Annotated in this window: 17 protein-coding genes; 2 read left to right on the forward strand and 15 right to left on the reverse strand. The window is 69.9% G+C overall.

Annotation, left to right across the window (positions count from 1 at the left end):
- Positions 1-23: 23 nt before the first annotated feature.
- Positions 24-1,799 carry a hypothetical protein gene (locus ACNI65_RS17160; RefSeq protein ID WP_416758204.1) on the reverse strand — a complete coding sequence of 592 codons (1,776 nt, stop codon included), beginning with the start codon at positions 1,797-1,799 and terminating at the stop codon, positions 24-26.
- Between the two features lie 83 nt (positions 1,800-1,882).
- Positions 1,883-2,644, reverse strand: a complete 762-nt coding sequence (locus ACNI65_RS17165) for a phytanoyl-CoA dioxygenase family protein (RefSeq protein ID WP_416758205.1) — start codon at positions 2,642-2,644, stop codon at positions 1,883-1,885.
- Between the two features lie 99 nt (positions 2,645-2,743).
- Here ACNI65_RS17165 and ACNI65_RS17170 point away from each other — a divergent pair, with 99 nt between their 5' ends.
- Positions 2,744-3,664, forward strand: coding sequence for a M14 family metallocarboxypeptidase (locus ACNI65_RS17170; protein ID WP_416758206.1), 921 nt, complete (start codon positions 2,744-2,746; stop codon positions 3,662-3,664).
- On the opposite strand, the gene ACNI65_RS17175 is transcribed toward ACNI65_RS17170, so the two are convergent.
- The 7 genes from ACNI65_RS17175 to ACNI65_RS17205 form a co-directional block, all read right to left on the reverse strand.
- Positions 3,568-4,815, reverse strand: a complete 1,248-nt coding sequence (locus ACNI65_RS17175; protein WP_416758207.1) for a Fic family protein — start codon at positions 4,813-4,815, stop codon at positions 3,568-3,570. The genes ACNI65_RS17170 and ACNI65_RS17175 overlap by 97 nt on opposite strands.
- A gap of 80 nt (positions 4,816-4,895) precedes the next feature.
- Complete coding sequence (locus ACNI65_RS17180) at positions 4,896-6,161, reverse strand: TIGR03862 family flavoprotein (protein ID WP_416758208.1); 1,266 nt, start codon at positions 6,159-6,161, stop codon at positions 4,896-4,898.
- Between the two features lie 215 nt (positions 6,162-6,376).
- The gene (locus tag ACNI65_RS17185) at positions 6,377-8,101 is read right to left on the reverse strand and encodes an ATP-binding protein (RefSeq protein ID WP_416758209.1); all 1,725 of its coding nucleotides are present in this window, start codon (positions 8,099-8,101) and stop codon (positions 6,377-6,379) included.
- A gap of 78 nt (positions 8,102-8,179) precedes the next feature.
- A complete protein-coding gene (locus ACNI65_RS17190) occupies positions 8,180-9,076 on the reverse strand; it encodes an SDR family oxidoreductase (protein ID WP_416758210.1) in 897 nt (298 codons plus the stop codon).
- A gap of 49 nt (positions 9,077-9,125) precedes the next feature.
- Positions 9,126-10,085, reverse strand: coding sequence for a glutathione S-transferase family protein (locus tag ACNI65_RS17195; protein ID WP_416758211.1), 960 nt, complete (start codon positions 10,083-10,085; stop codon positions 9,126-9,128).
- Positions 10,082-10,555: a GNAT family N-acetyltransferase gene (locus ACNI65_RS17200; RefSeq protein WP_416758213.1), complete on the reverse strand. Its 474-nt coding sequence runs from the start codon at positions 10,553-10,555 to the stop codon at positions 10,082-10,084. The genes ACNI65_RS17195 and ACNI65_RS17200 overlap by 4 nt, the downstream gene beginning before the upstream one ends.
- Positions 10,555-11,574 (reverse strand): NADP-dependent oxidoreductase, encoded by a 1,020-nt coding sequence (locus tag ACNI65_RS17205; protein WP_416758214.1) that lies wholly within the window; start codon positions 11,572-11,574, stop codon positions 10,555-10,557. Before ACNI65_RS17205 ends, ACNI65_RS17200 begins: the two co-directional genes overlap by 1 nt.
- A gap of 263 nt (positions 11,575-11,837) precedes the next feature.
- Between ACNI65_RS17205 and ACNI65_RS17210 the strand changes: the two genes are divergently transcribed.
- Positions 11,838-12,776 carry a hypothetical protein gene (locus tag ACNI65_RS17210; RefSeq protein ID WP_416758215.1) on the forward strand — a complete coding sequence of 313 codons (939 nt, stop codon included), beginning with the start codon at positions 11,838-11,840 and terminating at the stop codon, positions 12,774-12,776.
- A gap of 39 nt (positions 12,777-12,815) precedes the next feature.
- On the opposite strand, the gene ACNI65_RS17215 is transcribed toward ACNI65_RS17210, so the two are convergent.
- The 6 genes from ACNI65_RS17215 to ACNI65_RS17240 form a co-directional block, all read right to left on the reverse strand.
- Entirely contained in the window at positions 12,816-13,268 is a 453-nt protein-coding gene (locus tag ACNI65_RS17215) for a PaaI family thioesterase (RefSeq protein WP_416758216.1), read from the reverse strand.
- Positions 13,269-13,308: 40 nt separating this feature from the next.
- Entirely contained in the window at positions 13,309-14,100 is a 792-nt protein-coding gene (locus tag ACNI65_RS17220; protein ID WP_416758217.1) for an SDR family oxidoreductase, read from the reverse strand.
- A gap of 70 nt (positions 14,101-14,170) precedes the next feature.
- The gene (locus ACNI65_RS17225) at positions 14,171-16,006 is read right to left on the reverse strand and encodes an acyl-CoA dehydrogenase (RefSeq protein ID WP_416758218.1); all 1,836 of its coding nucleotides are present in this window, start codon (positions 16,004-16,006) and stop codon (positions 14,171-14,173) included.
- Between the two features lie 27 nt (positions 16,007-16,033).
- Positions 16,034-17,209, reverse strand: coding sequence for an acetyl-CoA C-acyltransferase (locus ACNI65_RS17230; protein ID WP_416758219.1), 1,176 nt, complete (start codon positions 17,207-17,209; stop codon positions 16,034-16,036).
- A gap of 27 nt (positions 17,210-17,236) precedes the next feature.
- Positions 17,237-19,333: a 3-hydroxyacyl-CoA dehydrogenase NAD-binding domain-containing protein gene (locus tag ACNI65_RS17235; protein ID WP_416758220.1), complete on the reverse strand. Its 2,097-nt coding sequence runs from the start codon at positions 19,331-19,333 to the stop codon at positions 17,237-17,239.
- Between the two features lie 225 nt (positions 19,334-19,558).
- A complete protein-coding gene (locus ACNI65_RS17240) occupies positions 19,559-20,065 on the reverse strand; it encodes a hypothetical protein (RefSeq protein WP_416758221.1) in 507 nt (168 codons plus the stop codon).
- Positions 20,066-20,076: the final 11 nt, after the last annotated feature.

Below are 20,076 nucleotides of genomic sequence, written 5' to 3' on the forward strand. Positions count from 1 at the left end.
CACCGTCAGGATCGCGGCCGACGTCAGAGTCGTGCGACGTCCGGCGGGGCGCCGACCAGCCACGCGCGCGAGAACGCGCGGCGCGCGGTCGCCTCGGCCTTGGCATTGCCTTGTCGGCGATGGACCTCCACGAGGCCCGCGAGCGCCCAGCCGTTGCCGCGCACCCGGCCGAGTGAATCGCGCAACGCGCGCTCGGCGTCGTCGAGGCGGCCCTGGCGCAGGTAGACCGAGCCCAGCGACTGACGGATCGGGTAGTACCAGAACGGCGGCTCGGTGTAGGACAGCGTGTCCTCGATCGCGATGGCGGACTCGTAGGCGCGGACGGCCGCGTCGAGATCGCCCTGGGCATCGGCCAGACGCGCGATCGCGACCCAGCGCGCGGTCTGCACGATCTCCTTGCCGGGCACGCCCCAGTCGGCATAGGGCTTGAAATCGGCCTGCTGCTCGAGGGCCGCGATGGCGTCGATCTCGCGCTGCGCGTCAGTCGCCTGACGCTGCTCGGCGAAGGCGAGCGCGCGCGTGTAATGCGCGAGCGCGCTGACAAGTACCTGCGAGGCCGGTGGCGCCTTCAACGCGAGGATGGTGGCCGGCGGGCTGAAGCGCGCGTGGGCCAGATGCGGCGCGGCCTTGATCGGCTCCAGGACGGGGAACTGCGCGACGACCTCGTCGCCCACCGCGGCATCGAGCTTGGCCGCCGCGTCGATCGCGGTGGGACCGTCGCCGCCCATCTGCGCGGACACCAGCACGAAATGGATGTTGTGCGGGTAATAGGCCGATCGATACATCGGGTCCGACGGCGAGGTGGCGAAGTACCGCTCATCCACGGCCATCGCGCGCTTGTTGATGTCCAGCGATTCACGGAACAGGCCGACGCGGTAGTAGATGTGGGCGGGCATGTGCACGATGTGGCCCGCGCCCGGCATCAGCGCGGCCAGCCGCCGCGCGTGGGGCAGCGCGCGCTCGGGCGTCGTCGACGCCTCGACCGCATGGATGTAGAGGTGGATCGCGCCCGGGTGCTCGGGCCGGCGCTTGAGCACGGTCTCCAGCGCGCCGAGCATCTCGCCGGCCCGCCCCTTGGGACGCGTGCCGCCGGCTTCCCAGTAGTCCCAGGGCTGCGTGTCCATCACCGACTCGGCATAGAGCGTGAGGATGGTTTCATCGCGAGGATGCGCGGCGGCGACGCGCTTCATCGCGTCCGCGTAGGCAGCATCGAGCGTCGCGCGCTCCACGTTCGCGTCGGCCGAGTAGCGCGTGGCCAGTGCCGCGATCAACGCGCGGTCCTTGGCGGGTGCGTCGGGTGCGAGCGCCACGGCGCGGGACAAGGCCGCGAGCGCCGGGGCCTGCGCGTCGGGCAGCATCGGTGCGTTGATGTTGGGGCCGAGCACGAGCGCCTCGCCCCACCAGGCGAGCGCGAAGCGCGGATCGAGCCGCTGCGCGGTCTGGAACGCGCGTTGCGCCTCGGCGTGGTTGAACGCGAAGGCCAGGCGCAGGCCCTGGTCGAAATAGGCCTGCGCGCGCGGATCGCGCGTGCCCGCCTTGAAGCTCAGGTCACCGAGGTCGCGGTACAGCGGCACGTCCCCGCCGGCGGCCTGCATCGGCTGTGGGCGGAACGGCCGGGTCTCGGGCTGCGCGAGCGCGAGGCGTTGCAGGAGGACGGAGCCGCCCGGCGCGGCCGAGGCGCAGACGGCGTTCGGGTCGTCCAGCAGCGGATCGAAGTCGGGATCGGTGGGCACGGCGGCGCCTGCCAGCAGCAGCACACCGGCCGCGATCGCGGTGAATACAGGCACGCGTGGCGTCATGGCGATCTCCCTTGGAGAGCGCGATGTTGCGCGCGCGGCGCGCGTGCGTCCAGGTTCGTTCGTGGGGGTCGCGCCTAGCGCGATCAGGCGGCGTGCGTGCGCTGCGAAGGCTGCTCGCCTTGCCCGCGCGATGGCACGGCGATCGCCCAGCTCAATCCATCGGGCAGCCGTGCCGGTCCGAACACGACATGCAGCACACGCCGCCGGCTCGTGCCGGTGGACTTGGACGACGCATGCAGCGCCAGGGGCCGCAGGACGAGCGCGTCGCCGACATTTGCCGTGCAGACGGCCTCGCCGAGGCGCTCGCGGGTCTCGATGGCCTGCTGCGGGCTCTGAACGCCCGAGCGGTGCGAGCCCGGCACCACGCGCAGCGGCCCGTCCTGCTCGCCGCAGGGGTCCAGGTGCCAGCGCACGGCGACGAGTTGCTCGAGCACCTCGACCGGTGCCTGGACGAAGGTCGTGCCTTCCTTCTCCGACCAGCCGCGCCATCCGCGCTCGTCGGGCACCTCCACGCGTCGCGCGACGGGGATGCTCAGGTCCTGATGGATGGGGACGAGCCAGTTGCGATCGCTGGACTTCTCGAAGTAGGTGCACTGGACGGCCACGTGACCGTCCGGGATCAGCGTGCGTAGCGTCGGGTGCTCGCGCAGCGCAAGGGCCATGTCGACGACCGCCGGCTGGTCCAGCAGGCAGCGGGATCCGCCGACGGCGCCCGCGCGCAAGGTCGGCGGCGACCAGTCGGCCCAGCGCGCGGAGTTCAGCGCGTCGCGGACCAAGGCGAAGCCCTTCGCGTTGAAAGCGTTGAGAGCATTGAAGGCATCGAGCGATGAGAGGGTGTCGGTCATGAGCGAGGTGCCCGGCCTTGTTGATGACTTTCGCGCGAGGGCCGGCGATCGATTATGGTGCGGCGTTGTCCGCCACCTTTCCCCTGATCGGAAGCTTCCATGAGCATCGCGCGTTTCTATCCCATCGGCACTCCCGGCGTCCCCTGGGGCGATTCGGACAAGGTCGCCTGGCGTGAGCGCCAGGTGCGCTCGCGCAGCTATCAGGACGACGTGGTGATGCGCGTCCAGGCCCTCGCCGATCGATTCGTTGTCGAGCAGTACGGCCAGCTCAACTACGGCGGCGATGTGTTTCCGCTGCTCGCGCTCAAGAGCAAGTCATGGGATCCGACGCGTCCCGTCGCGCTGGTGACCGGCGGCGTGCATGGCTACGAGACCAGCGGCGTGCTGGGCGCGCTGCGCTTCGCCGAGACCCGCGCGGCTGACTACGCCGATCGCGTCAACGTGATCATCGTGCCGTGCGTCAGCCCCTGGGCCTATGAGCGCGTGTGCCGCTGGAATTTCCATGCGGTCGATCCCAACCGGCAGTTCGGCGCGCAGCGTGGTGCCGAGGAGTCCAGCGCGTTGATCGCGCTGCTCGAGCCGCACGCGGGGAAGTTCCTCGTGCACATCGACCTGCATGAAACGACCGACACCGACGCGAGCGAGTTCCAGCCTGCCAAGGCCGCGCGCGACGGGCAGCCGCATCACAGCGAGGAGATCCCCGATGGCTTCTACCTCGTGGGCGACAGCGAGACCTCGCGGCTGGACTTCCAGGAGTCGATCATCGCGGCGGTCGAGCGCGTCACGCACATCGCGCCGCCTGACGCGGCCGGCCACATCATCGGTTTCCCGCTGAGCACGCGCGGCGTCATCGAGTTCCCGGTCCGCTCCTCGGGTCTGTGCGCGAGCTTCACGCACGCGAAGTTCACGACCACGACCGAGGTCTATCCGGACAGCGCCCGCACCAATCCCGAGGAATGCGTCGTGGCGCAGGTCGCGTCGGTGCAGGCGGCGTTCGACTTCGCGATCGCGATGAAGTAGCGCGAGGCCTTGCCGACGCCCTGCACGCGCAGTTGCCTCGCCGCGACCATCTCTGCGAGGTCGCGGGTGGCGGTCGCCTTCGACACGCCGGTCATCTTCATGTACTTCTCGGCGTTGAGCCCGCCTAGGAACCCGCCGTCGCCGTCGTTGAGCAGCCGCTGCAGCACCTTGCGCTGCCGGGCCGACAAGGCGCTCGCGGCATGGGTGTCCCAGAAGCGGCGCTTCTCGATCGCGGCGTCCATCAGCGCGCCCGCCGCGTCACAGGCCGCGGTGTACTGGCGCGCGAACCATTCGACCCACTCGGACACCTCGAGCTCGCCGCGCGAGGCCCGGTTCAGCGCGTCGTAGTAAGCGCCGCGCTCGCGCATCAGCTGACGCGACAGACTGTGCAGCCGCATCGGCGGGCGCAGGTGCTGGGCCATCGCCAGATCGACGATGGCGCGGCCCAATCGCCCATTGCCGTCCTCGAACGGGTGGATGCATTCGAACCAGAGATGCGCGATCGCGGCCCGCGCGAAGCCGTCGAGCCGGGGGCCATCCAGCGACGGCGCCTCCCCGCGACGCGGCGTCGTCGCCGAGAACCAGTCGAGGAAGCGCGCCATCTGCGCGGGCACCTCGCGGGACGCCGGCGCCTGGTAGTGCACGACCTCGCGTCCCGGCCGCCCGCTGACAATCTGCATCGGGTCCTCGTGCGACCGATACCGGCCCACCTCGATCCGGCGCAGACCCGAGGCGCCATCGGGGAACAGCGCGCCATGCCAGCGGCACAGGCGCTCCTCATCGAGCGGCTCGCCCGGACGCTTGCACGCATCCGCGATCACGGCCACAAGACCGTCGACGTGTCGATCGACGGGCCCTTCCCCGCTCAGGCCCATCTGCCGCAGCACCGAGGACTGCACGGCACTCGGCGCCAGGCGCTCGCCCTCGATCTCCGCGGTCGCCACGACCTCGTCGGAGAACAGGTCCAGGATGATGGGGCTGTCCACGCTCAGGCCGATCGCCACGGCCTTGCCCTCGAGCGAGCCGTGGACCAGGTAGGCCTCGGCCAGCGCCGGCGCCACCTGGCTGGCGTCATAACGGAACGCGGGCCAGTCCGATCGTTGCCAGACCCAGGAGGGGACAACGGAAATGGGACGCTGGCGGCGAGTCATGAGCCGCATTCTGGCCGATACGGCTCAGTAATTGAGCCGTATCTCGTCAAATGCGGCTCATGGGACCGGTTTGGGCTGGCTCAGCCGACGAACGCCGCGGCGCCGTCGCCGGCCACGAGGCCGCTGGCCATGGAAGCCGTGAGGAGGTAGCCGCCGGTCGGAGCTTCCCAGTCCAGCATCTCGCCCGCCACGAAGACCCCAGGCCGCGCGCGAAGCATCAGGCGCTCGTCCAGCGACGACCACGTCACGCCGCCGGCCGTGCTGATGGCCTCGGCCACCGGACGCGCGGCGGCCAGGCGCAAGGGCAGCGCCTTGAGCGTGCGGGCCAGGGTCGCCGGATCGGCGTACTCGTCCTTGGTCAGGACCTCGTGCAGCAGGCCGGCCTTCAGGCCCTCGATGTTCAGCCGGCTCTTCAGATGCGACGACAACGAGCGCGAGCCGCGCGGATGCGCGACCTGCTCGGTCACCCAGGCGGCATCGCGGCCGGGCAGCAGGTCCAGATGGAGGAGCGCCTCGCCGTCGCGGGCGATGCGCTCGCGCAGCAGCGCCGAGGCGGCGTAGACCAGCGAGCCCTCGATGCCGGTGGCGGTCACCACGAACTCGCCCTGGCGCGAGAAGCGTTGCCCATCGACGCCGTCGACCGTCAGCGCGACCGGCTTGATCGGCTGGCCGGCGAACTTGTCGGCGAAGAACGGGGTCCAGCCGGGTGCAGCCCCAGCGCGCGAGCTGCCGAGGTCGAAACCGCAGTTGGCGGCGCGCAGCGGGGAGACCTCGGCGCCGGCCTCGGCCAGCAGCGGGACCCAGGCGCCATTGGAGCCCAGTTGGGGCCAGGAGGCGCCGCCAAGCGCGAGCACGACGACGTCGGCGGTGGCGGAGATCTCACCGTCGGGCGTGGAGAAGCGAAGTGCGCCGGCGTCGGTCCAGCCGGTCCAGCGATGGCGCATGTGGAAGCGCACGCCCTGTGCGCGCAGGCGGGAGAGCCAGGCGCGCAGCAGCGGGGCGGCTTTCAGGTCCTTGGGGAAGACGCGGCCGGAGGTGCCGACGAAGGTATCGACGCCGAGGGACTGGGCCCAATCGCGGAGGGCTTGGCTGTCGAAGCGGTCGAGCCAGGGGGCGATGTTGGCTTGGTGTTCGAAGTAGCGCGAGTCGAAGTCGGGTCGCGATTCGGAGTGGGTGAGGTTGAGGCCGCCCTTGCCGGCGAGGAGGAATTTTCGGCCGACGGAGGGCATGGCGTCGTGGAGGTCGACGGAGAGGCCGGCGAGTGCGAGTCGTTCGGCGGCCATGAGGCCGGCGGGGCCGCCGCCGATGACGATGGCGGAGCGGGGTGTGGGGGCGGAGGCGGACATGTGTGGGAGGGTACTGCGCAGGGCGCGCAGTGTGCCAGAGGGTGGGGAGCTCGATGAATCGGGCCGGACGGCTCGACGACGGGCGCGATGGTGGCGGGGGATCAGATCGGCCGGGTGCGCCCGACCGAAGTCAAGGGGGAATTTGGCATCCGGGGAGGATGCCAAAGGAGGACATGAGGGCGGGGGTACCCGGCTGAGCTGATCCTGGGCTGGGTCTAGGCGGACAGGGGAACAGAGGGCAGCTCAAGCGTGAAGCGCGAGCCTTGACCGGATTCGCTATCGACGAGGATGCGGCCGCCCATGCGTTCCATGAGTTGCTTGCAGATGACGAGCCCGATGCCGTGGCCGGGCTGTTCCACGCGCCCCAGCCGATTGAAGGGCTGGAAGAGTTGTGCCCGTTGCTCGGGGGAGAGTCCGATGCCGTTGTCCTGGACTTCGATGCGGAAGCCGCGGGCTTCGGCGCTGGCGTTGATCTTGACCCAGCCGCCGCGGCGGTTGTACTTGATCGCGTTGGAGATCAGGTTGTGGAGGACTTGCTCGAGGCGGATGGGGTCGGCCTGGACGAGAGGGAGGGTGTGGTCTTCCTCGGGGGTGAGGCCGAGGCGGAGGTCGATGCCGGCGGCTTCGGCGGCGGGCTGGGCGAGTTCGGCCACGCGGCGCAGGAGGGGGCCGGCCTGAAGGGGGAGCGCCTGGACGGTGAGCGTGTTGGACTCGACGCGCGAGAGGGTCATCATGTCCTCGATCAGCACGAGGAGGTGCTTGGCGGCCTCGTCGATGTGGCGGATGCGGGAGCGTTGGACGTCGTCGAGGGGGCGTTGGGGGTCGTGGGCGAGGAGTTGGCTGAAGCCGAGGACGGCGTTGAGCGGGGTGCGCAGCTCATGGCTGGCCTGGGAGAGGAATTCGCTCTTGGTGCGGCTGGTGACTTCGGCGAGCTCGCGCGCGCGGTCGGCGTCCTGCAGCCGCATGCGTTCGCCGAGTTCGCGCTTGAGCAGCTCGCCGCGGAGCCGGACCTGGCGTTGCAGCGCGCGGTTCCAGAGCAGCGTCACGCCCAGTCCGACGAGCACGAGGGCGAGCGCGACGCCGATGCCCCACAGCGCGCGGCGTTGCCAGCGCATGCTGGCGGTGTCCTGGGTGATCCAGCGGTCGGCGATGGCTTGCCGCTCGTTGTCGCCGATGCGGGTGAGGGCCTTGTCCAGGATGCGGCCCAGCATCGGCCAGTCGCGGCGATAGCCGATGCCCAGCGCGTAGGAGAACCCGATGTCCTCGACCACGCGCAGGTTGCCGATGCCGTCGCGACGCATCTGATGGGTGGCGCCGGCCAGGTCGAGCACCGCGGCGCTCACCTCCCCGCCGGCCAGCCGGCGAAGCACGGCGCGATCGTCGGCTTCCACGCGCACCGGGTTGGTGGCGTAGCGCTCGCGCAGGAACTCGGCGACCGCGTAGCCGCGCGACACGGCCACGGTCTCGCCGGGCCGCAGCGGATCGTCCCCGGCGCCGGCGCGGCGCAGCAGCACCGCCGGCACCGTGATGTAGGGCCGCGTGAAGCCGAAACGCTCCGCGCGCTCCGGCGTCTCGCGCATGGACATCTGCACATCGAGCTGGCCGCTGGCCAGGTCATCCAGGTTCTCGGCGAAGGTCTGCGGCGGCTGGAACTCGAAGCGCAGGCCGGTCAGCTCGGACAGGCGCCGGGCGTAGTCCAGCGACAGGCCGGCATTGCGGCCCTCCTCGTCGACGTAGGTGAAGGGGCCGTAGCCCGCGGACCCGCCCACGCGCAGCACAGGATGCTGCGCGACCCAGGCGCGTTCCTCGGCGGTGAGCCAGTCGCGCGGGTCGGCGTGCCCTTGCCCCACCAGCGCCAGCCACGCCGCGACCGCCGCCGCCAGGATGGGCAGCAGCCGCGTGAGCACGCGCGCGAATCGAGGGAGGAGGAGCGGGACCACCGGACCATTGTGGGCCCGGGATCCCTGACAGGACAGGGGCGATCTCCCGCATCCGGGGTGGGTCCCCTGTCAGATCTTTCAGGGTGTGCGCAACGATTCACGCAGCCGCGCACCGATCTCGGGCTTGTCCTGGAAGGGATCGGTCGGATTGCGCAGTTGCATCACGTCTTCCAGCCGCGTCTGCACGCCCTTGAGCGCCTGCGGGTGGCTGAAGATGTAGAAGCGTTCCTCGTCCATCGCGTCGAAGACCATGCGCGCCACGTCCGCCGCGGTCAGCTTGCCGGAGCTCACGGCCTTGTCCGTCATCGCCTGCGAGATCATCTGGCTGCGCGTCGGCTTGTCGGCGCCCAGCTCGCCCGGACGGTTGCGATGGCTCTGCGTGATGCCGGTGGGCACGAAATACGGGCACAGCACCGACGCGCGGACCTGGTCCGTCACCAGCGCCAGGTCCTGGTACAGCGTCTCGCTGAGCGACACCACCGCGTGCTTGGAGACGTTGTAGACGCCCATGTTGGGCGGATTGAGCATGCCCGCCATCGACGCCGTGTTGACGATGTGGCCCTGCCAGGCGGGATCGCGCTGCGCGGCTTCCAGCATCATCGGCGTGAACAGCCGCACGCCGTGCACCACGCCCATCAGGTTCACGCCCAGGACCCATTCCCAGTCCGCCAGCGTGTTCTCCCAGATCAGGCCGCCCGAGCCCACGCCCGCGTTGTTGAACACGAAGTTCGGCGCGCCGAAACGGGCCTGCACCTCGGCGGCCAGCGCCTCCATCTGGTCGACCTTGGCCACGTCCACGCGGCGCGCCAGCACCGGATGCGCGGCGAACTCCGCGGCGGCCTTGTCGAGCGCGTCCTGCTGCACGTCGCACAGCACGAGGTTCATGCCGCGCGAAGCCGCGATGCGTGCGACCTCCAGGCCGAAGCCCGAGCCCGCGCCGGTGATGACCGCGGTCTTGCCTTGATAGTCCTTCATGCCCTTGTCTCCTTTGGAATCGTTGTCGTGGCAGCTTCCGCGGCGGCGATCAGTCCCGGGGAACGTGCCTGAGCGAATAACGGATGCGCGGGAAGTGCACATGCACGTGCCCGGCGCGCTCGTCCTCGCGGGCCAGCGTCACCGTGCGGCAGCTCAGCCCCACCAGCGTGCCGGCCACCGCGTCGCGCGCGTAGTCGTACGGCGTGACCGTCACCGCGTCACCCGCGGTGAAGCCCAGGCCCTCCTCGACCAGCGCCGGACGCGGCGTCGAGCGCCGCGCCAGCTCGATCGCCTGCGCACCGTCGAGCTTGCCGGCGCGCTCGCCGTGGCCGATGCCGGCCACGCGGGCCATCCACGCGCGCAGCGCGGCGTGCGGCTCCAGGACCGCGGCCAGCGGGCCGGTCTTCGTGATGAACCACAGCGGGTGGTAGACGCTCAGGTCGGCGATGCACGGCGCCTCGCCCAGCAGCCAGGGCCGTCCGTCGGACAGCGTCGCCGACAGCCAGTCCAGGTACTGCGTCAGCGCCGCGCCCGCGTCCGGTCCGCGCATCTGCGGCATGCCCTCGCTCATCGCCTTGCGGTCGGCGACGAAGATCTTGAGCATGTCCGGCGGCGCGCCGGCGAAGAGCGCGGTCGCGCCCGCCGGTTGCATCGCATAGGGCAGCGCGGTCCAGAACAGGTCGGTGTCGGCCCATTGCGCCAGCGTGCGCGCCTGACCGGCAATCGCCGTCGGGAACAGGCTGGGCGTCGGCCGGCGTCCCTCGAGCACCTCGGCGATCAGCGCGGTGTCGCAGTAGATGTCGGCACCGACCTGCAGGAAGGGCGTGCGGCGATAACCGCCAGTCAGCGCCGTCACGTCGGGCTTGGGCATCACCATCGGCACCGTCACCGAGTGCCAGGCCAGGCCCTTGAGGCCCAGCATCAGCCGCGCCTTCTCGGCGAAGGGCGAGCTGCTGTAATGGTGGAGGATCAGGTCCTCGCCGCCGGGCATCTGGGAAGCGTCGCTCATGGCGTGGGCTCCTTGCGCATGTCGATGTGGGGGATGCCGTCCTCGTCGTAGACGTCGGAAATCGGCGTGAATCCGAAGCTCGCGTAGAACTCGCGCAGGTGGGCCTGCGCGCCGAGCTCGATCGGCTGACCGGGCCACAGCCGCTGGCATTCGCGCACGGCCTGGCTCATCAGCGCGCGGCCCAGGCCGCCGCCGCGCGCGGTGGCCGCGGTGATCACGCGGCCGATGCGCGCGCTCCCGTCCCCGATCGACGGCGGCAGCAGGCGCGCGTAGGCGAAGAGCTCCTCCGTGCCGTCCACGCCCTGCCCCAGTCCCTGCAGGTGCCAGGCGTGCTCGTCGAGCCCGTCGGGATCCAGGTAGATGCAGCGCTGCTCGATCACGAACACCTGCGAGCGCAGGCGCAGCGCGCGGTACAGGCCGCGCGCGCCGAGTTCATCGAAGGTCTGGCAGGTCCAGCGCGGCGCGGCCATCAGATCAGCTTCACCAGCTGCTTGCCGAAGTTGCGGCCCTTGAGCAGGCCCAGGAAGGCCTCGGGCGCGTTGTCCAGGCCCTGGGCGACGCTCTCGCGGAACTTCAGCTTGCCGGTGGCCACCAGCGTGCCGAGTTCCTTCAGCGCCTCGGGCCAGACCTGCATGTGCTCGGAGACGATGAAGCCCTCGATCTTCATGCGGTTGACCAGGATGAGCTGCGGCGCGCTCAGCGGGATCGGCTCGCCGTTGTAGCCGGCGATCATGCCGCACATGGCCACGCGGCTGAACGCGTTGGCGCGGGACATCACCGCGTCCAGGATCATGCCGCCGACGTTCTCGAAGTAGCCGTCGATGCCGTTCGGGCAATCCGCCTTGAGCGCGGCCGACAGCGACTTGGCGTCCTTGTGCTGCTTGTAGTCGATGCAGGCGTCGAAGCCGAGTTCCTCCACGACGTAGCGGCACTTGTCCGCGCCGCCGGCGATGCCCACCGCGCGCGCGCCGCGCGCCTTGGCCAGCTGGCCCACCGCGCCGCCGACCGCGCCGCTGGCGGCGCTGACCACGACGGTCTCGCCCGGCTTCGGATCGATGATCTTCACCAGCCCGTACCAGCCGGTCACGCCGGGCATGCCCACCGCGCCCAGGTAGGCCGACAGCGGCACATGCGTCGTGTCCACCTTCTGCAGCACACCGCGCTGGTTGGCGTCCACGAGCTGGAACTCCTGCCAGCCGCCCATGCCCACGACCTTGTCGCCGACGGCGAAATGCGCGTTCCTCGACGCCACCACCTCACCGACGGTGCCGCCGATCATCACTTCGTTCAGCGGCTGCGGCGTCGCGTAGCTCTTGCCGTCGTTCATGCGGCCGCGCATGTAGGGATCCAGGCTCAGGTAATGGTTGCGCACCAGCACCTGACCGTCGGCCAACTCGGGAATCTGCTGTTCGACCAGCTTGAAGTTGTCAGCGGTCGGCTCGCCGGTCGGGCGGGAGGCCAGCAGGATCTGGCGATTCACTTGGCTCATCGAGGGCTCCTTGAACTAGTCAGTCCATGTCAGTGCATGGCTCATGAAGAGGATCGGCGGGTCGGGACCCGTCCGCGATCCGTGACGGAATGCCGGCGATTGAACCACGCCCGCCCCTCCCCCTCACGTCCCTCGGGTGACAGAAAAGAACGGTCGTGCTTTTCCCGGTGTCGAACGCAAACCTACCGATTTGAGTCAGGAACAGCGTCATGAAGGGCACACGACTGACCTCGCTTATTCCACTCGCGAACTCGCTGACCGCCATGCAGATCTTTCGTCGTTCCCATCTCCCGTCCTGGCTGGGGTCTGCGCAACGCCCCCCGGAGGCGCCCCACGACGCCCAGGTGCGCGCCTGGATGAAGCGCGAGACGCTGCCCAGGAGCCTGACGGAGCCGCTGGCCCGCACACTCGAGAAGGCCCTGGCCCGTCACCCCGACACCCTGGATCTGTCCGCCGCGGATCCCCGCGCGATGGAGAACCTGTCGGTCAGCCTGCTGCTGCGGCTGAAAGGGCCGACGAAGACCCTGGTGATGCCGGCCGACTGCCCACTCGCGATCGCCTCGCGGTTGATGCTGGAGATCGGCGCCGACCGTGTCGAACCCCAGGCGCTGATGGAACAGCTGGAGAACTCCTGGCGCGGCCCGCGCACGCCCAAGCCGAGATCGCCGCCGCCGAGCCCCCAACCCTCCGCCAGTACCGGCAGCAGCCCCTACATCGAGCCGGTCGAGCCTCCCTACAACGCGTCGGCCGACTCCATCCGGGGGCCGGGTTCCGACGCCGCCCGCCGCGCGCGGGCTCAACGCGACCTGATCGAAGCCCGACAGCTCCCGCGCACGCAACTCGCGAGTGTCCAGGATGTCGACCACGCCCTCGGCGCGATGCGCGCGCTCAATGCCTGGCTACGCACCCGCGCCGACAACGAGGGCCAGCATCCGCGCTGCGCGGTCTCCTCGCAGGACGCCGACTCGATCGCCCGCGCGCTCCGCGACGTGCCAATGTCCGCGCTCAAGTCACATGAGCGCACGTCGATGGTGGCGGCGCATGCCGTGCTGGCCTCGCGCCGTCCCGGCGCCACCTTGCAGGTCGACCCCGACACCATCCGCCACCTGGGCGCGGCCCTCGACGCCGTGCGCGTCCTGACCGCCGAGACGGGCGACGGCGCGCCCGCGTTGCCGGAGCGTCGTCGGCGCGCGGGCGGCTGACGCGGCGGTCCGGCGATCCGCCGGCAGCCAAACGGGCGCTCAGCCCTCGTTGCGCTGCAGCGCATTGAGGCTGCGGCCCTTCCCGGGCAGCGCCTTCAGGTACTTGAAGGTCCCGGTCGAATGCGCGCACAACTTGCCGTCCTCACCGAAGACCGAGCCTTCACAGAAGGCCATCGTCGTCGAGCGATGCAGCAGCTTGCCGACCGCGCGCAGCGCGCCCTCGCCGGGGCGCATGAAGCTCGTCTTCATCTCCACCGTGACCACGCCGGGCCCGAAGCCCGGCTGATCGCGGTGCACGCTGCGCGCCGCATGCGCCATCGCCACGTCCAGCAGCGTCATCAGCACCCCGCCATGCGCCACTTCCCACGAGTTCAGGTGCAGCTCGCGGATGTCCACCCGCAACTCGGCCTCGGCCTCGTCGATGCGCACCAGCTCGAAGCCCAGCTGCTGGACGAAGGGGATGTGGACGGGAAACTTCAGCGGTTCGGACATGGATCGACGGGGACGGCGGAGGGACGCAGGCGACAGCCGGTCAGCTGCCGTGCACGGCGGACACGCCGCCATCGACCGCGAGGATCTGCCCGGTGATGTGCTTCCCGGCGCGGCTCGCGAACAGCAGGGCGGCGCCCTTGAGGTCCTCATCATCGCCGATGCGCTTGAGCGGCGCGTGCTCGGCCAGCTTGTCCTCGCCGATCGCGGCCATCAGGCCCTTGGTCATCTTGCTCGGGAAGAAGCCCGGCGCCAGCGCGTTGACGGTGATCCCGTGCACGCCCCATTCGCCGGCCAGCGCGCGGGTGAAGTTGACCGCGGCGCCCTTGCTCGTGTTGTAGGCGATCGTCTTCATCATTCCGCTGTTGCCGCCCAGGCCCGCGATCGAGGCCACGTTGATGATGCGGCCCGACTTGCGCGGGATCATGCTGCGGCGGGCGACCTCCTGGCTCATCACGAACAGGCTGCGGATGTTCAGGTCCATCACCTTGTCCCAGGCCTCGACCGGATGGTCCTCGGCCGGCGCGCCCCAGGTCGCGCCCGCGTTGTTCACGAGGATGTCGATCTGGCCGAGCTTCGCGATCGTCTGCTCGACGATGCCACGGGCCTGCGCCTCGTCCGACGCATCAGCGGCGACGTACTGCGCCGCGATGCCGCGCGCGTTCAGATGGGCGACGGCCTCCTCCAGGTCGGCCGCCTTTCGCGAGCTCAGCATCAGCGTCGCGCCGGCCTCGCCCAGCGCCTCGGCGATCTGCAGGCCCAGCCCGCGCGATCCGCCGGTCACCAGCGCCACCTGGCCGGTCAGGTCGAAGAGGTCTTGCACCTTGCTGCTCATGTCGTCTCCTTGATGTGTCGTTGGATGTCGAAGGCACCGCAGATGGCATCGATGGCGCCGCCAATGTCGATCAGAACCAGCTGTCCTGCATCTCGCGGGTGAGGGATTCGCGCCGCGCCACCGCGCCCAGCCAGGCCTGGACCTTGGGCAGCTCATAGGCGAAGAAGTAGCGCTGCGCGGCGCGCTTGCCGTGGGCGAAATCGCAGTCGGCACCGGCGTGGCCCTCGAGCGCCAGCACCACCTCCAGCCAGATCCACGCCAGCACCGTGTGCCCGAAGGCCTGCAGGTAGGGCGTGGCGTTGGCCAGCGCCTCTTCGGGCTCGCCGGTGGCCCAGGCCTTCTTGGTCGCGCCGCCGACCGCGGCCAGCGCCGCGCCCAGCGCGTTGGCGGATTCCGCCAGGCCGGCCACCTGCCCGGCGCGCTGCGCGGTGTCGCTGATGCGCTCGGCCAGCGCCATCAGCGCCTTGCCGCCGTCCATCACGACCTTGCGTCCCAGCAGGTCCAGCGCCTGGATGCCGTGCGTGCCCTCGTGGATCATGTTCAGGCGGTTGTCGCGCCAGTACTGCTCGACGGGGAAGTCGCGCGTGTAGCCGTAACCGCCCAGCACCTGGATCGCCAGCGAGTTGGCTTCCAGGCACCACTCGCTGGGCCAGCTCTTGGCGATCGGGATCAGCACTTCCAGCAGTTGCTTCGCGGCGGCGGATTCGTCGGCCGAGCCGGTGTGCTGCTCGTCGACCAGCCGCGCGCAGAACAGCTCCAGCGCCAGCCCGCCCTCGACGAAGCTCTTCTGCGCGAGCAGCATCCGCTTCACGTCCGCGTGCTCGATGATCGGCCGCTGCGGCTGCGACGCGTCCTTGCCCGCGGCCGTCATCGGCCGGCCCTGCGGCCGCTGGCGCGCGTACTCGAGCGAGGCCTCGTAGCCCGCGTAACCCAGCATCACCGCGCCGAGGCCGACGCCGATGCGGGCCTCGTTCATCATGTGGAACATGCAGCGCAGGCCCTCGCCCGGCTTGCCGACCAGATAGCCGATCGCGCCACGCCGGCCGCCCGGCGTGTGGCGGCCCTCGCCGAAGTTGAGCAGGCAGTTGGTCGTGCCGCGATAACCGAGCTTGTGGTTGAGCCCGGCCAGCGCGACGTCGTTGCGCTCGCCGGTCAGGCGGCCCTGCGCGTCCACGAGGTGCTTGGGCACGATGAACAGCGAGATGCCGCGCGTGCCCGGCTGCGGCTTGCCGTCGGGGCCGGGGATCTTGGCCAGGACCAGGTGGACGATGTTCTCGGTGATCTCGTGCTCGCCGCCCGAGATCCACATCTTGTTGCCCGTGAGCCGATACCGAGGGCCGAGCGGATCGGCCTCGAAGTCGCGCCCGTCGGTCACATCGGGCTCGGCGCGCGTGGCCACATCCGACAGCGACGAGCCCGCCTGCGGCTCGGACAGGCACATCGTGCCGAACCAGCGTCCGGAGAACTCGTTCATCGCGAAGACCGCGCGCTGCGTGTCCGTGCCGTGCGCCATCAGCAGGTTGGCGTTGCCGTTGGTCAGCATCGCGTAGCCGCCCATGGCCACGCTGGCCTTGCTGAAGAAGCAGTTGGCGGCCATCTCCACGACGCAGGGCAGCTGCATGCCGCCGTGCTCGTAGTCCTGCGCGGCGGCGAGCATGCCCGACCCCACGTAGGCGGTGAGCGCCTCGTGCGTCGCTCGGGGCAGATGCACGCGCTCGCCGTCGAAGCGCGGCTCCTCGGTGTCGGCGAGGCGGTTGAAGGGCGCGAACTTCTCGCGGGCGATCTTCTCGCAGGTGTCGAGGACCGCATCGAAGGTCTCCCGCGAGTGCTCCGAGAAGCGCTCGCGCCGGCCGAGGTCCTGCACCTTCAGCCAGTCGTAGAGCAGGAATTCCAGCGTCTGGCGCATGCGGACCTCAGCGGTTGGGGGCAACGATCAGAGGACTTCGAACACGCCGGCGGCACCCATGCCGCCGCCGATGCACATCGTCACGCAGACCCGCTTGGCGCCGCGGCGCTTGCCCTCGATCAGCGCGTGGCCGGTCAGGCGCTGGCCCGACAGCCCGTACGGGTGACCGATCGCGATCGCGCCGCCGTTGACGTTGAGCCGGTCCATCGGGATGCCGAGCTTGTCCGCGCAGTACAGCACCTGCACGGCGAAGGCCTCGTTGAGCTCCCACAGGTCGATGTCCGACACCTTCAGCCCCAGCCGCGACAGCACCTTGGGCACGGCGTAGACCGGACCGATGCCCATCTCGTCAGGCTCGCAACCGGCGACCGCGAAGCCCAGGAAGCGGCCCAGCGGCTTGAGGCCCTTCTTCTCGGCATACGACTCGCTGACGATGGCGCAGGCGCCCGCGCCGTCGCTGAACTGGCTCGCGTTGCCCGCGGTCACCACACCGCCCGGCAGCGCCGTGCGGATGTCCTTGATGCTCTCGTAGGTCGTGCCCACGCGCAGGCCCTCGTCGACGCTGACCGTGACCTCGCGGGTCATCATGCCGCGCACCTTGTCGGCCACGCCGGCCATCACGGTGATGGGCACCATCTCCGCGTTGAACAGCCCTTCGGCCTGCGCCGCGCAGGCCTTCTGCTGGCTGGCCGCGCCGTAGCGGTCCATGCGCTCCTTGGGGATCTTGTAGCGCTGCGCCACGTTCTCCGCCGTCTGCAGCATCGACCAGTAGATCTCGGGCTTGTGCGCCGACAGCCAGCTCTCGTGGATCATGTGGCGGTTGGCCTCGTTCTGCACGCAGGAGATGCTCTCCACGCCGCCGGCCACGAAGACGTCGCCCTCGCCCGCGATGATGCGCTGCGAGGCGGTCGCGATGGTCTGCAGCCCGCTCGAGCAGAACCGATTGATGGTCTGCCCCGAGACGCTGACCGGCAGGCCGGCGCGCAGCGCGATCTGGCGCGCGATGTTGCTGCCGGTGGCGCCCTCGGGCGTCGCGCAGCCCATCAGGACGTCCTCGACCTCACCGCCCTCGATGCCGGCACGCTCCAGCGCCGCGCGCACCACGTGGCCGCCCAGCGTCGCGCCGTGGGTCATGTTGAAGGACCCCTTCCAGCTCTTGGCGAGCGGGGTGCGGGCCGTGGAAACGATCAATGCCTTGCTCATGTCTTGCTCCTGTTGCGGTCCGCGGGGTCAGTCGTTGAAGCCCTTGCCCTGGTCGGCCAGACGCTTGAGCAGCGGGGCCGGTTCCCAGAACTTCGCGTCATCGTGCGGGTTCTTCGCGAATCGCTTCATCGTCTGCACCACGTTGTACAGGCCGACCGAGTCGGCGTAGCACATCGGGCCGCCGCGCCACAGCGGGAAGCCGTAGCCGGTGAGGTAGACCATGTCGATGTCGGAGGCGCGCAGCGCGATGCCCTCCTCCAGGATGCGCGCGCCCTCGTTGACCAGCGCGTACACGAGGCGATGCACGATCTCCTCGTCGCTGATCTTGCGCGGCTCGATGCCCAGCGCGCCGCGGTGCATCTCGATCATGCCCAGCACGGTCTTGGACGGGATCGCGTCGCGCTTGCCCGGCTGGTAGTCGTACCAGCCCGCGCCGGTCTTCTGGCCGAAGCGGCCCATCTCGCACAGCAGGTCCGCGGTCTTGGAGTAACGCAGGTCCGGCTTTTCCAGGTAGCGGCGCTTGCGGATGTACCAGCCCACGTCGTTGCCGGCCAGGTCGCCCATGCGGAACGGTCCCATCGCGAAGCCGAAGCGCTCCGCGGCCTTGTCCACCTGCTGCGGCGTGCAGCCTTCCTCGAGCAGGAAACCCGCCTGGCGGCTGTACTGCTCGATCATGCGGTTGCCGATGAAGCCGTCGCACACGCCCGAGACCACGCAGGTCTTGCGGATCTTCTTGCCCAGCGCCATCACGGTGGCGAGCACGTCCTTGGCGGTGGCCGCGCCGCGCACCACCTCCAGCAGCTTCATCACGTTGGCCGGGCTGAAGAAGTGGGTGCCGATGACGTCCTGCGGGCGCTTCGTGAAGGCGGCGATCTTGTCGACGTCCAGCGTCGAGGTGTTGGACGCCAGGATCGCGCCGGGCTTCATCACCTCGTCGAGCTGCTTGAAGACCTGCTCCTTGACGCCGATGTCCTCGAAGACGGCTTCGATGACGATGTCGGCCTGACCGATGTCGGCGTAGTTCAGCGTGGTCGACAGCAGGCTCATGCGCTGCGCGTAGCGGTCTTCCTTGAGCTTGCCCTTCTTGACCTGCGCCTCGTAGTTCTTGCGGATGGTGGCGACGCCACGATCCAGCGCGTCCTGCTTCATCTCGAGCACGGTCACCGGGATGCCGGCGTTGAGGAAGTTCATCGCGATGCCGCCGCCCATCGTGCCGGCGCCGATGATGGCGACCGATTCGATCTTGCGCAGCGGCGTGTCCTCGGGCACGTCGGGGATCTTGGACGCGGCGCGCTCGGCGAAGAACGCATGGCGCAGCGCCTTGGACTCGGGCGTGAGCATCAGTTGCTGGAAGGCGTCGCGCTCGGCGCGCATGCCGTCCTCGAACTTCATCGACACCGAGTTGGCGACCGTCTCCACGCACTGCAGCGGCGCGGGGAAGTTCTTGGCCATCGCGCCCACGGTGTTGCGCGCGAACTGGAAGAAGGCCTGCGACTCGGGATGCTGGGCCTTGATGTCGCGCACGCGCGGCAGCGGGCGCTTGTCGGCGATCTCCATCGCGTACTGGACGGCGCCGTCGATCAGGTCGCCGTCGATGACCTTCTGGAACAGCACCTGGCCGGGGACCTGCGCGAGCATCTCGCTGGCCACCGGCTCGCCGCTGACGATCATGTTGAGCGCGGGCTCCACGCCCAGCGCGCGCGGCAGGCGCTGCGTGCCGCCGGCACCGGGCAGCAGGCCCAGCTTGACCTCGGGCAGCGCGATCTTGGCGCCCGGCGCGGTGACGCGGTAATGGCAGCCCAGCGCCAGTTCCAGCCCGCCGCCCATGGCCACGCTGTGGATCGCGGCGACGACGGGTTTGGTGCAGGACTCGACACGGTTGATCAGCGAGCCCAGGTTGGGTTCGGCCAGCGCCTTGGGCGAGCCGAACTCGCGGATGTCGGCGCCGCCCGAGAACGCCTTGCCGGCGCCGGTGATGACGATGGCCTTGATGGCGGCATCGTTCTCGGCCTTCTCGACGCCCTCGGCGACGGCGAGTCGCGTGGCGTGGCCCAGGCCGTTGACGGGCGGGTTGTTGAGCGTGATCACCGCGATCTGGCCGCGGACTTCGTAGCTGGCACCCATGTGTGTTCCTTCCAGTGGGGGTAGACGCCTCGCCGCCGGTGCGATATCTCCTCGGACACCGGGGGCGAAAAGAACGATCGTTCGATTCTAGGCAGCGCCGGTGCGCGATGCTTGTCTCTGCTGTGACAGGGCGTCAACAGGGACGTGCCGCGAGCGTGCGGGCAGTGGCCTCGGCGCGCGCGGCGCGAGGAGGTTTTGCGGTCCGTCTCCCGACGGACGCGACGGTCAGAACGGCTTGTCGAGCTGCGTCGGCATGAAGCCGCGCGAGTTGGGGCCGTCGGTGTCCTGGATCTCGGTGCGGGCGAAGCCGCCCTCGGCGGCGCGTTCGCGGCGCGATTCCTCGCGCTCGAGCGCCGCATCGACGCTGGCGATCGAGGGCGCGCGGGATTTTTCGGGCGTTCGCAGTTCAGGATGCGCCGGGGCCAGCGCCTCCAGCGGCAGGATCGATTCGGGGCCGTCGGCGCTGTCATGCGGCATTGACGCGATCGCGGCCTTGCGCCGCATGCGCTCCGCGATCAGGCGCAGCTCGCCGAGTTCCAGCTGCATGCGCTCGATCTGACGCCGGGCCTGGGTGGTCTGCTCGTTGAGCAATTGGCGGGACGCCTCGATGCGGTCGATCAACCGGCGCGCCCGCTTGAGCCGCGCCCACCACCAGCCGCTTGCCGCGGCCACGCCGACCGCAGCGCCCGCGACCGTCCCGACGATCACCATCCAAGGCTGCACCGACATCATGGGCGGCTCCC

It is taken from the genome of Roseateles sp. So40a (assembly GCF_048081605.1).
GTDB lineage: Bacteria > Pseudomonadota > Gammaproteobacteria > Burkholderiales > Burkholderiaceae_C > Roseateles.

What these genes read in the sequence shown, in the direction of transcription:
- ACNI65_RS17225 (WP_416758218.1), bottom strand. Translation starts at nt 16,006, where the DNA reads ATGCGCCAGACGCTGGAATTCCTGCTCTACGACTGGCTGAAGGTGCAG.
- ACNI65_RS17160 (WP_416758204.1), bottom strand. Translation starts at nt 1,799, where the DNA reads ATGACGCCACGCGTGCCTGTATTCACCGCGATCGCGGCCGGTGTGCTG.
- ACNI65_RS17210 (WP_416758215.1), top strand. Translation starts at nt 11,838, where the DNA reads ATGCAGATCTTTCGTCGTTCCCATCTCCCGTCCTGGCTGGGGTCTGCG.
- ACNI65_RS17190 (WP_416758210.1), bottom strand. Translation starts at nt 9,076, where the DNA reads ATGAAGGACTATCAAGGCAAGACCGCGGTCATCACCGGCGCGGGCTCG.
- ACNI65_RS17170 (WP_416758206.1), top strand. Translation starts at nt 2,744, where the DNA reads ATGAGCATCGCGCGTTTCTATCCCATCGGCACTCCCGGCGTCCCCTGG.
- ACNI65_RS17240 (WP_416758221.1), bottom strand. Translation starts at nt 20,065, where the DNA reads ATGATGTCGGTGCAGCCTTGGATGGTGATCGTCGGGACGGTCGCGGGC.
- ACNI65_RS17235 (WP_416758220.1), bottom strand. Translation starts at nt 19,333, where the DNA reads ATGGGTGCCAGCTACGAAGTCCGCGGCCAGATCGCGGTGATCACGCTC.
- ACNI65_RS17195 (WP_416758211.1), bottom strand. Translation starts at nt 10,085, where the DNA reads ATGAGCGACGCTTCCCAGATGCCCGGCGGCGAGGACCTGATCCTCCAC.
- ACNI65_RS17180 (WP_416758208.1), bottom strand. Translation starts at nt 6,161, where the DNA reads ATGTCCGCCTCCGCCCCCACACCCCGCTCCGCCATCGTCATCGGCGGC.
- ACNI65_RS17205 (WP_416758214.1), bottom strand. Translation starts at nt 11,574, where the DNA reads ATGAGCCAAGTGAATCGCCAGATCCTGCTGGCCTCCCGCCCGACCGGC.
- ACNI65_RS17215 (WP_416758216.1), bottom strand. Translation starts at nt 13,268, where the DNA reads ATGTCCGAACCGCTGAAGTTTCCCGTCCACATCCCCTTCGTCCAGCAG.
- ACNI65_RS17175 (WP_416758207.1), bottom strand. Translation starts at nt 4,815, where the DNA reads ATGACTCGCCGCCAGCGTCCCATTTCCGTTGTCCCCTCCTGGGTCTGG.
- ACNI65_RS17220 (WP_416758217.1), bottom strand. Translation starts at nt 14,100, where the DNA reads ATGAGCAGCAAGGTGCAAGACCTCTTCGACCTGACCGGCCAGGTGGCG.
- ACNI65_RS17230 (WP_416758219.1), bottom strand. Translation starts at nt 17,209, where the DNA reads ATGAGCAAGGCATTGATCGTTTCCACGGCCCGCACCCCGCTCGCCAAG.
- ACNI65_RS17165 (WP_416758205.1), bottom strand. Translation starts at nt 2,644, where the DNA reads ATGACCGACACCCTCTCATCGCTCGATGCCTTCAATGCTCTCAACGCT.
- ACNI65_RS17200 (WP_416758213.1), bottom strand. Translation starts at nt 10,555, where the DNA reads ATGGCCGCGCCGCGCTGGACCTGCCAGACCTTCGATGAACTCGGCGCG.